Here is an 11004-nt window from a genome sequence, read left to right as displayed (position 1 = left end):
CGCTTTATACCCTGAAGTTCGTCACCAGCACCAGCAAGTTTTAATAATAAAAAGAAATCTACCATACTATGCACAGCAGTTTCACTTTGACCAACACCAACAGTTTCAATAATAATAGTATCGAATCCTGCAGCTTCGCATAAAATAATTGATTCGCGAGTTTTTCTGGCAACACCACCAAGCGATGTTCCAGAAGGACTTGGTCTTATAAATGCATTTTTGTCTTTTACCAAATCTTCCATTCTGGTTTTATCTCCCAAAATACTGCCTTTTGTAATCGAGCTGCTTGGGTCTACTGCCAAAACAGCAACTTTTTTACCAATTCCAGTAAGATAAGATCCAAAGGCCTCAATAAAAGTACTTTTTCCTACACCAGGAACACCAGTAATTCCTATACGAATAGATTTATTTGCATGCGGCAAACACGCTTTTATAATAGCGTTTGCTTGTTCTAAATGTTTTGTGTTTTTACTTTCTACTAAGGTAATGGCTTGACTTAATGCTGTTATGTTTCCATTTAAAATGGCAGAGACTAAGTCTTTTGTAGATTTTTTTTGTTTCCGCTGTTCTTTAATTTTTGAGATAGCATTGTGGCTGGTTATTTCCGTATTAGGAATACCGTCGCTTTCTTTTAACGCAGATTTTTTCGATTCTTTATTCAAAATTTACAAATTCTACAAACTATTTTAAAGGCACAACAACCTTTGCTACATCCCAAGCCATGGTTAAAGATAAGTTATCTGTAGAATTATCGAAAGCAATAGTAAATTGTTCTACAGGTTTTTCTAGTTTTTGCACTGGAACAGTATAACTAATAACATCAAATTCTGGAATACGCATAGGTTGCATAGTTTCATCAACTCCCCATTTATATTGCTTAGCATTAAACATGACATTCCAAGAAGTGTCATTTGGGACAGTCCATAATGTGTATTTTCCAGCTGAAAGTGAATCGTTACCAACTTTTAAGGCTTTATTAGTTTCAAAAGTAGTGGCCTCGTTTGCTCCAGTTCTCCAGACTTGATTAAATGGAACTAATGCACCAAAAACTTCGCGGTTACGTTTTGATGGTCTATTATAAAATATTTCTAGTTTTAAATCGTCTACTGTAAAAACTACTGTTTTCTTGGGACTTTTACGTTCTACAAATATTCCAGTTTTTGTAAAGTAGAAATAGCCCAGAGCAACAATTATTACTGCTAGTAAATAAACGATAAATCGTTTCATAAGGTTATTTATTAGGGTTAATTTTAAAAAATTAAAGATACTCTAAAAGTAAAGGCTGGTCAATACCTTAATGCCTTTTTAATAGTATTTATTAAAAAAATAAAAAAAAATGCAACATTTTTGCAACATCTTATTTTTTGTGTCGTCTTTATAATGAGTTCAAAAAACACTAACCAAAAACCAAAAAGTGAAAGTCGTTCAATTAGATCTTATTGAATTGTGTAAACAAAACAATCGCAAGGCGCAATTGCAATTGTACAACCAGTATTGCGATGGTATGTATAGTGTTGCGAAACGGTTTGTAAACCACACTGCAGAAGCAGAAGATGTTGTTCAAGAGTCTTTCATAAAAGCCTTTTCAAAACTACATCAATTTAAAGGTGATGTTACTTTTGGTGCTAGTATAGATATTTATTGATGTTATTTTTAATTGAAGGTTATGACCATGAGGAAATCTCCCAAATATTAAATATAACACAAGTGGCATCAAGAACGCAATTATCTAGAGGGAAATTGAAATTACAAGAATTATTAAAACACAAAAGTTATGGCGAAAGATATTAGAGACTTATTTGAAGCAGATAATAAATTGTCTAAAGAGACCATGCCTAATTCTCATGAAGCACGCTTTCTTGATAAACTAGAAACTGCTTTACCAGCAAAAAAGAAATCTACATTTAATTGGTTATCTATTGCAGCAACTGTAGTTGTGTTTTTAGGTTTGAGTTTTGGAGCTTATCAGTTTTTTAATTCTGACGATGCTATTAAAACAATAGTAGTAGATACAGAAGCACCAGAAATAAAAACTAAAACACTTGGTGATATTTCTCCAGACTTAAAAAAGATTGAAGATTATTATAGTTGCTAATATTAATTTAGAACTCTCTAAAATGAAGTTAATACCAGAGAACAAAGAGTTATTTGATAGTTACATTTCACAATTAGAGAATTTAAAAGAAGAGTACAATAATTTATCTGTAGAATTAACTACAAACGGTCCAGACGAGTTAACTTTAGATGCTTTAATAAGCAATCTAAAGTTTCGTTTAAACTTAATGCACCGTTTAAAAAGTCAGTTAAATAAATTAAATTAGCTTGAGGTTTCTCAGGGCTAATCAATTAAAAAACGAATAGTTTACTGAATGTTTTCAGTACTATAAAAAAATCAAAATTATGAAAACAAATATAAAATTAATGGTATTGCTATTTCTTACATTATTTAGCATACAAGCACAACAGAAGCTAAATAAAGCTGTGCAAACCGTAAAAGTAAATAATGATGTCACTGTAGAATTAAATACCAGTCACACCAACATAGAAGTAGATACATGGAATAAAGATTATTTAGAAGTAGAAGCTTATATAGAAAGTAAAAAGCTTACAAAAGAAGAATTAAAGACCTTTTTAAGAAAATGGAAGATAGAGGTAAATGGCTCTGGAAATTATGTAAGTATAGATTCTAAAGGTTCTAGTGGATTATGGGATAGTGATATGAATTTAGAGCTTTTTGAGAACGAATCTTTAGAAGCATTATCAAATATGGATTTTGATTTAGATCTAAATTTAAAATCTTTATTAGAAAGTTTAAAAGGACTAGAGTCTTTAAAAGATTTACCAGAAGCTCTTAAAGTATTAAGAATTCCAGAATCTCCAGATGGTAATTATAACCTAGATTTCGATTTTGATAGATACCAGGAGGAAGGTGAAAAATATTTAGATATTTGGAGTAAAAAATACCGAAAAAAATATGGTGCAGAGTATGAGCAAGAAATGCGCGAATGGGCTAAAAGTATCAAGCAATCAGATCTAGATAAGTTTGAAAAAGAGATGACTATTTGGGGAGAAAATTTTGGAGAAGAATTTGGTAAAAAGTTTGAAAAGGAATTTGCTCCAGCAATTGAAAAATGGTGAAAAGAATTTGGAGAAGCTTTTGAAGCAAAAATGGAAGAGGCTTTTGGCGATGAAAATTCTAAAAACAAAAAAGTAATAAAGGATAAAGACCTTATTAAAACTATTAAAATTAAAATGCCAAAAAAAGCAAAATTAAAGCTTAATGTTAGGCATGGTGAATTAAAGATGGCTTCTGTGATGCAAAATATAAAGGCCTAGATTATATAAGAGTAAATACTATTATAGATGGTAGTTTTGGAGAGTTAACAATCCATAACATATTACCTATATTTAACAATCTTAATATTGTATTAGAGAATAGTGATGCTATGTTAAAGCTTCCTAAAAATGTAGATTACAAATTGCTTTTTAAAGGCAATCGCTCACAGTTTAATAATAAAACAGTAAGCACTAAAAAAATAGATAATTTTCCTAATACAACCAGTAGTAACAATACAATTATAATAAATGCAAAGTATAGTAATATAATTGCCGAATAAATTTTATTTTTGAATTCAATTATTTTAGATGAATTCACAACACTTCAAATCACTTTTAAAAGAAATAGCTTCGCAGCAAATCTTCGTTATCGATGCTTCAATTTCAAAAAGCGACTATACTCCAATCGATTTATCTAAAACAAATACAGATTTAGATGCTTTTAATATTTCATCTTCTCGAGATTGGACCATTTATATTACCAATTACCTTAAAAAAAGAAACAAAAAAGTAGCCTTTGGTGGTTATCTTGAAACGCGTGGTATTTATAACCGAAGCGATTATTTTAACAACCAAAATCTAGAAACAGAGCGCAATATTCACTTAGGATTAGATCTTTGGATAGATGCAGGAACATCTGTTTTAGCCGCTTTTTCTGGCGAAATACATAGTTTTAAAGACAATACTAATTTTGGAGATTATGGACCTACCATAATTTTAAAGCATAAACAAAATGGGTTTGTTTTTTATACACTTTATGGCCACTTATCTCGAGCATCTTTAGCAAACTTAACAGTTGGAGTTAAAGTAACCCAAGGCGAAACTATCGCATATTTAGGCAAAGCAGATGTAAATGGAGATTATGCACCACATTTACATTTTCAAATTATTAAAGATTTACAAGCACATTTTGGAGATTATCCTGGTGTATGCTCTAAACAAGATTTAGAGTTTTATAAAGTGAATACCTTCAGCCCTGAATTAATTTTAAAGCTTTAAAAGCTTACTAAAATCTTAGCGTTTAGTATTAAAGTTTATCTATTATGTTTTCTATAAGTTCTGAAGTAGAAGCATAGCTTAAACCATCGTCTTTTGCAACCTCTATAGCCTCTTTTGCTTTTTTTAGTGCTTTCGTATAGTTGCCAGTTTTATATAACAATGCAGCATGTGTATCTACATTATAATATGTTTTTTCTAATGCTATAGAACGTTCTACAATTTTTATTGCTTTTAATAAACTATCAATATCATTATGTTCTTTATAAGTATGCCAAGCTAAAGAGTTTAGTTTAGTACTACTGTCTTCAATTTTTTCTATGCTGCTATCGGTAAACTCATCGTAATCTCCATGTTTTGCAGTAATATCATAAAAAGAATCTTCAGTACTTTCAATTACAACTTCTTCAATTTCAGGAGCATTCATGTGTTTTTTTATAAGTGCAACCATTTTAGATTTACTCATAGCACCTTCAATTTGTTCTAAGTTAGCACTGTTTTTAATAAACAAATATGTTGGCATAGCAGTAATACCTAGAGCATCATCAACTTTACTTTTATCTACATCAATTTTGTAAAAATTAACACGGTCTGCATACTCTTTGTCTAACTCTTTCATAATAGGATCCATGCGTTTACATGGTCCACATCAAGTAGCATAAAAATCTAAAACTATAAGCGTGTCATCTTCCACTAAAAGTTTAGATTCAGCATTTTCATCTGTTAATTCAGTTTGCGAAAAACCAAAAGTTGTAAATAAGCAAATAAGTAAAGTGGTTAGTTTAATTTTCATAGGTTTAGTTTTTTTTAGTAAATAGCGTTTTAAAAGTACAAAATTCAGCTTAAATATATTTTTGCCAAATAATATTAATTTAAGGTTATGTGTTACAAGTTGTTTGTAGTAAATAATAACTAATATTTTTAAGCTTTATTATAGATTAAATACAAGAATAGTGTCTTTCCCTAATTAAACTGTCTTGTTTACTCATTATAGCTTATTATAAAAAACATTACTTTATATTTTAGCAGTAATTATGAAAAAACACATCCTACTTTTAGTATTTCTTGTAACTACTTTTTATCAAGCTTCTAGTGCGTCTAATTTTAAACTGACCATAACTTTTGATTTAGATGTTTATGTAAAAAACATAACACCACATTTTTATAGCAAATCAGGTAATTACTTTGAAAATATTAGTTATTCTGTGAATAAAAAAGAGAATACTATAACACTTGTAGGAAATAACAGCTACGTGTTATATGTGGATTTTCCTGTTTTAGTTTTTTCCGAAAAGAAAAAAAGAACACTATTTGGGTTAAAAACAAAAACACCACAAACAAATTTATACTATTTAGTGTCTAGAGGAATTACTTCTTATACAGGAAAACAGCTACAGAAAATAAATTTCTCTAAAGAAAAAGATGTAAAAATAATTATAGCAAAACAAGAAAAGCACAACGAGTTGAACTCGCATAAAACACTAATTATAGAAGAAATTAATACTTATAATGGCGATTTTTTTTGTTGCCAATTACTACAAAATTAGAAAGTATTAATAGGCTGAAAAAATGATTTAAATATTGTTACTTTTTGTAAATGAAAATTGAGAAATTTCGTTTAATGGGTTTATATGAAAACGTTTTAATGTTTTATATCTAATGTTAAATGAAGTTAGCTAAAAATTTTCACAATGTCAAGTCACTTAAACGTCTTGTATTCTTTAACTCTATAACCTGTAATCATTAATTTTATTACTTCAGGATTTGTAGAAGAATATATAATTGGTGTTTGTTGACCTTTAATTTTTTTTGAGACTATTTAATTGAAAACATTACGTTGCGCTAAAGATTTTCCGAAGAAAAAAGCAGTAATTACACCAATTATTTCTGCAATTACAAACCATGTTTCTTTAGTTAAGCCAAAAGTTACTAAAGCGGTTGCTAAAATCATTAGTCCAGCAACAATGTAAGCAGGAATCATGCTGGTTTTAGAAATAAAACCTGCAACAAACATACCAGTAAGAATACCCATAAAATGGCCTAAAACAACACATATTTTTGAGCCTACAGGAATACTAGCCATATTGTTTTTAATCCATTCCATATCGCTTGGGTCTGCACCATCTGGTAATGGAAATAGATTGTGACCTATTAGGCTTTCGAATAAATGAACAGTAAATCCAGCGACTATTACGCCAACAATGGTTGCAAGTATGTTTCTAAGCATTTTTATTTAAAATTTTAATTTAATAAAAATTAAAATTACAAAAAAGTTTCAAAAACAAACTATAGTTAAGATTCATTCTTTTTTTTTGTTTAATTTTTTTTAATAAAAAATAAACAAAAACTTTAATTCTTTAGCTTTAATCATTCAATCCATGTATTTTTGCGGTACAATGAAATTAATAATTAAAGATATTTTATTTATTTCTCGTCCAAGATTTTGGATGTATGTTCTTGGTACTTTCCTTGTTGGTGTAATAGCTTCTGGTAATCTGTTTTTATACGGCAACTTTACAAAACTACTATTAGTAATATTTGGTGTTTTTTTTACTTTACCTGCAAATCTTTTTATCTATGGTGTTAACGATATTTATGATTACGAAACAGATATCTATAACAATAAAAAAATAAAATATGAAACTGTTTTACAGCCAGAAAAGCATAAAAAAATATGGCTAATTATTGTTGTTTTATTTGTTCCTTTTTTACCGCTCTTATTTTTAATTAATGTTCCAACTGTAATTGCTTTATTGGTATTTTTATTTACAGGATTGTTTTATTCAGCTAAACCAATTCGTGCTAAAACAAAGCCTCCTTTAGACGTAGTTTTTTCTTCTATAATATATATTTCACCAGCGCTAGTTGGTTTTTTTATAACAGGAAATACTAATATAGAATGGTTGGCTGTGTTAGGAGGAGTTATTTGGGCTTTTGGTATGCAAACATATTCTGCTGTTCCAGATATTGAAGCAGATAGAAAAGCAGGATTAAATACTTTAGCTACCATGTTAGGCGATAAAAAAGCATTGTGGTTTTGTTTCTTATCTTATTTTATATCTGCATGTATTGGCTTTTATTATCTAGGAAGTATCGCTGCTTTTTTTGGATTGGTTTATATCGTAATTGTTTTATTAAGTCTTAACAACAGTTCTAAGTTGTTTAAATACTATACTTTTTTTCCGCTTATTAATGTTGCAATAGGCGCACTATTATTTTTCTATATGTTTTTTAAGTCTATATTTTAGTAAGTGTTAAAGTGCTTTTAGTGGTTTTGCAGTTTTAATTTTTTGAATGCGTTTGTAAACCAATTCTGAAGATATTAAGCAAATAGGCATTCCAATCCCAGGACTTGTACTTGCACCAACATAATATAAATTTTTAACTTTTTTGCTATAGTTTAGTGGTCGTTTAAGTGTTTGTTTTAAAGTGTGAGCCAACCCTAAAGCTGTGCCTTTATAAGCATTATAATCTTTCCTAAAATCGTCTGCCCAATACTTGCGTTCAAAAACAATATAATCTTCAAATTTTGAAAGATTTAAATCTATTGTCATCATATTTAGTATTTTTTGTCTATAATTATCCATGTCTGATTCTGTAAGTTCTAAACCGGGAGGAATAGGTACTAATACAAATAAATTATCTGTTCCTGGAGGTGATAGATCTGGATCTGTTTCTGTAGGCTTGCAAATGTAATAACTAGGATCATCTGGAAGTTGTGGCGTATCAAAAAGTTCCTTAAAATTTTGTTTCCAATCTGCACCAAAACGTAAATTATGATGACTTAATAACTCTAGTTTTCTATCTAACCCAAGATACATAATAAAAGCACTTGGGCTTAAAACAGCCTTTTCCCAATAGCGTTCTGGATAGGTTTGGTAACGTTTTTCTAATAACTTGGTTTCTGTAAACCATAAATCTGCATTAGAAATAACAATATCTGCTTTTAAAACATCTCCATTTTCTAGCTCTACACCAACTGCACTTTTGTTTTTAATAATAATTTTGGAAACCGGTGCGTTAGTTTTAAATTGTGTACCATGCTTTTTATTAATATTTACAAGTACTTTTACAATTTGATAAATACCACCTTTAGGATAGTAAACTCCCATATTAAAATCTATGGCATTCATAATATTATACATAGCAGGCGTTTTTGCAGGATCAGAGCCTAAAAACACTAATGTATATTCAAGAATTTTTTTTAATCTATCGCTTTTAAACCATTTATTTAAATATGATTGCATGGTTTGAAAAGGATTGAGTTCTATACCTTTTTTTATAACTTTCCATCTTAAAAACTCTAAGGAAAAACCTAAGTTAAGATACATAAAGGTTTCCTTAGCCATCTCGTATTGTTCACCAGAACGTTGTAAATAAGCTTTAATTTTTGGTGTAACACCAGGTTCTAATTGTTCGAACAATGGTAAATCTTTTTCTAAATCAGAGTGAATATCTACAACAGGAAGTTCTTTATCGTTTGAAAAGAATACTCTATAAGAAGGCGATAATTTAATTAAATCTAAATGATCTATTATGTTTTCATCTAGAAGTTTAAAGTATTGTTCAAATACATCTGGCATTAAATACCACGATGGTCCCATATCGAAAGTGTAACCTTCGGCTTTAAAAATATTAGCGCGACCACCAAGATTTTCGTTTTTTTCTAAAACAGTAACATTATAACCTGCTTTACTTAAAAGCGCTGCAGTGCCTAAACCACCAATTCCTGAGCCTATAATTATAACTTTTTTTTTCATGATTACAAAAATAACAAAGAATGAATTGGTTTTTAAATATTTATAATTTATTTGGGAATGAAATAACTAAGACTTTAGGAAACATTGCATAAAAAAAACCTGATAGGTTTATCAGGTTTTTAAAAATATTAAAATTATAATTTTATTTGTATTTTAGAAATTATTAATCATTTACAATAACCCATTCTCCTTTGTTAATTAAAGGTTCGGCTTGTTTGTATTTTACGGTTTTATTTTCACCACTCATAACATGCTTAATAGTAACACGATCGTTACGTCCAATTTTTGGTTGGTCGCGAACAATAGTTTCTACAACTTGTCTTTGTTGTTGTGTATTTCCTGCTTGTCTGTTTTGTGCAGAACGTTCGTCGAGATTTGGTATTTCGTCTTTTTTAGTTTGTAAGTTGTCTTTTCTCCTGACCTCTCTTGCTTCACTAATGGCATTTTGGTTTTCGGTTGGTAATTCACCTTTAAATAAAAACGAAATAACATCTTTGTTTACAAGATCTATCATTGTTTTAAATAATTCAAAAGCTTCAAACTTATAAATTAATAATGGATCTTTTTGTTCGTGTACTGCTAATTGAACCGATTGTTTTAACTCATCCATTTTACGTAAATGCGTTTTCCAAGCATAGTCTATTATGGCAAGTGTAATATTTTTTTCAAAATCGTTAACCAGCTCTTTTCCTTTAGATTCGTAGGCACGTTCTAAATCTGTAACGACTTGCAATGTTTTTACACCATCTGTAAAAGGCACTACAATACGTTTGTATTTATCGCCTTGATTCTCGTAAACATCTTTAATTACAGGAAATGCAACGTCTGCATTTCTTGCCATTTTTGCTTTGTAATGGTCGAAAGCAGTTGTATAAATACGCTTTGTAATTTCTTGTGCAGATAATTTTCCAAACTCAGCTTCATTAATTGGCGAAGGCATTGAGAAGTAACGAATTAATTCGAATTCAAAGTTCTTAAAATCACTTGCACCTTTATTAGTTTCTGCTATACCTTCTGAAGTATCGAAAATCATGTTTGCTAAATCCACACGTAAACGTTCACCATTTAAGGCATTAAAACGACGCTTGTAAACAACTTCACGTTGCGAGTTCATAACATCATCATACTCTAATAAACGTTTTCTTACACCAAAGTTATTTTCTTCAACTTTTTTCTGAGCACGTTCAATAGACTTAGAAATCATAGAATGCTGAATCACTTCACCTTCTTGTAATCCCATTTTATCCATCATTTTGGCAATACGCTCACTACCAAATAATCGCATTAAATTATCTTCTAAAGACACGTAAAACTGAGAGCTTCCTGGATCTCCTTGACGACCAGCACGACCTCTTAATTGTCTGTCTACACGACGCGAATCGTGACGTTCTGTACCAACAATGGCAAGACCACCAGCAGCTTTTACTTCGTCACTTAATTTAATATCTGTACCACGACCAGCCATGTTTGTGGCAATAGTTACTTGTCCTGCATTACCAGCTTGTGCTACAATATCTGCTTCTTTTTTGTGTTGTTTTGCGTTTAAGACATTGTGGTCTATTTTACGAATACTTAACATTTTACCTAAAAGCTCAGATATTTCAACGTTAGTTGTACCAATTAAAACTGGACGACCTGCTTGAGATAGCCTTGTAACTTCTTCAATAACCGCATTATACTTTTCGCGCTTTGTTTTGTAAACTAAATCTTCTTTATCTTTTCTAGCAATTGGTCTGTTTGTTGGTATTTCTACAACATCTAATTTGTAGATTTCCCAAAGTTCACCAGCTTCTGTTACTGCTGTACCTGTCATACCAGACAATTTACGGTACATTCTAAAGTAATTTTGAAGTGTTACCGTTGCAAATGTTTGTGTGGCATCTTCAATTTTTACATTTTCTTTGGCTTCAAT

General features: G+C 30.1%; 12 protein-coding genes and 3 pseudogenes. 8 read left to right on the top strand and 7 right to left on the bottom strand.

Annotation, left to right across the window (positions count from 1 at the left end):
* Together QNK89_RS04010 and QNK89_RS04005 are read right to left on the bottom strand one after the other, a co-directional pair.
* A pseudogene (locus QNK89_RS04010) lies at positions 1 to 665 on the bottom strand (methylmalonyl Co-A mutase-associated GTPase MeaB); the annotation flags it as partial.
* 16 nt (positions 666 to 681) lie between these two features.
* Positions 682 to 1227 (bottom strand): DUF2911 domain-containing protein, encoded by a 546-nt coding sequence (locus tag QNK89_RS04005; protein WP_340169673.1) that lies wholly within the window; start codon positions 1225 to 1227, stop codon positions 682 to 684.
* 187 nt (positions 1228 to 1414) lie between these two features.
* Here QNK89_RS04005 and QNK89_RS04000 point away from each other — a divergent pair.
* The 6 genes and pseudogenes from QNK89_RS04000 to QNK89_RS03975 all read left to right on the top strand — a co-directional run bounded on the left by QNK89_RS04000 (position 1415) and on the right by QNK89_RS03975 (position 4335).
* Positions 1415 to 1791: pseudogene (locus tag QNK89_RS04000) on the top strand (sigma-70 family RNA polymerase sigma factor).
* Entirely contained in the window at positions 1775 to 2095 is a 321-nt protein-coding gene (locus tag QNK89_RS03995) for a hypothetical protein (protein WP_340169672.1), read from the top strand. Before QNK89_RS04000 ends, QNK89_RS03995 begins: the two are co-directional and overlap by 17 nt.
* The gene (locus QNK89_RS03990) at positions 2073 to 2321 is read left to right on the top strand and encodes a hypothetical protein (RefSeq protein WP_340169671.1); all 249 of its coding nucleotides are present in this window, start codon (positions 2073 to 2075) and stop codon (positions 2319 to 2321) included. The genes QNK89_RS03995 and QNK89_RS03990 overlap by 23 nt, the downstream gene beginning before the upstream one ends.
* Positions 2322 to 2400: 79 nt before the next feature.
* The gene (locus QNK89_RS03985) at positions 2401 to 3138 is read left to right on the top strand and encodes a hypothetical protein (RefSeq protein ID WP_340169670.1); all 738 of its coding nucleotides are present in this window, start codon (positions 2401 to 2403) and stop codon (positions 3136 to 3138) included.
* 30 nt (positions 3139 to 3168) lie between these two features.
* Positions 3169 to 3336, top strand: a complete 168-nt coding sequence (locus QNK89_RS03980; RefSeq protein ID WP_340169669.1) for a hypothetical protein — start codon at positions 3169 to 3171, stop codon at positions 3334 to 3336.
* A 309-nt stretch (positions 3337 to 3645) separates the two neighbouring features.
* Positions 3646 to 4335: a peptidoglycan DD-metalloendopeptidase family protein gene (locus QNK89_RS03975; RefSeq protein ID WP_340169668.1), complete on the top strand. Its 690-nt coding sequence runs from the start codon at positions 3646 to 3648 to the stop codon at positions 4333 to 4335.
* Between the two features lie 28 nt (positions 4336 to 4363).
* On the opposite strand, the gene QNK89_RS03970 is transcribed toward QNK89_RS03975, so the two are convergent.
* A complete protein-coding gene (locus QNK89_RS03970; RefSeq protein ID WP_340169667.1) occupies positions 4364 to 4951 on the bottom strand; it encodes a thioredoxin domain-containing protein in 588 nt (195 codons plus the stop codon).
* Positions 4952 to 4981: 30 nt separating this feature from the next.
* Positions 4982 to 5125, bottom strand: coding sequence for a hypothetical protein (locus QNK89_RS03965; protein ID WP_340169666.1), 144 nt, complete (start codon positions 5123 to 5125; stop codon positions 4982 to 4984).
* A gap of 241 nt (positions 5126 to 5366) precedes the next feature.
* Between QNK89_RS03965 and QNK89_RS03960 the strand changes: the two genes are divergently transcribed.
* Positions 5367 to 5879 (top strand): hypothetical protein, encoded by a 513-nt coding sequence (locus QNK89_RS03960; RefSeq protein ID WP_340169665.1) that lies wholly within the window; start codon positions 5367 to 5369, stop codon positions 5877 to 5879.
* Positions 5880 to 6151: 272 nt separating this feature from the next.
* Here QNK89_RS03960 and QNK89_RS03955 read toward each other — a convergent pair whose 3' ends face one another.
* Entirely contained in the window at positions 6152 to 6559 is a 408-nt protein-coding gene (locus QNK89_RS03955) for a hypothetical protein (protein WP_340169664.1), read from the bottom strand.
* 169 nt (positions 6560 to 6728) lie between these two features.
* On the opposite strand from QNK89_RS03955, the gene QNK89_RS03950 reads away from it, so the two are divergent.
* The gene (locus QNK89_RS03950; protein WP_340169663.1) at positions 6729 to 7580 is read left to right on the top strand and encodes a prenyltransferase; all 852 of its coding nucleotides are present in this window, start codon (positions 6729 to 6731) and stop codon (positions 7578 to 7580) included.
* Positions 7581 to 7586: 6 nt separating this feature from the next.
* On the opposite strand, the gene crtI is transcribed toward QNK89_RS03950, so the two are convergent.
* Complete coding sequence (gene crtI / locus QNK89_RS03945; RefSeq protein WP_340169662.1) at positions 7587 to 9092, bottom strand: phytoene desaturase family protein; 1506 nt, start codon at positions 9090 to 9092, stop codon at positions 7587 to 7589.
* 163 nt (positions 9093 to 9255) lie between these two features.
* Positions 9256 to 11004 (bottom strand): annotated as a pseudogene (gene secA, locus QNK89_RS03940) (preprotein translocase subunit SecA); the annotation flags it as partial.

Origin of the sequence: Lacinutrix sp. (assembly GCF_037625555.1) — a bacterium.
In the GTDB taxonomy this organism is placed as follows: domain Bacteria; phylum Bacteroidota; class Bacteroidia; order Flavobacteriales; family Flavobacteriaceae; genus Lacinutrix.
Note: the sequence above shows the minus strand (reverse complement) of the source record. Positions and strands in the feature narration are given on the sequence as shown.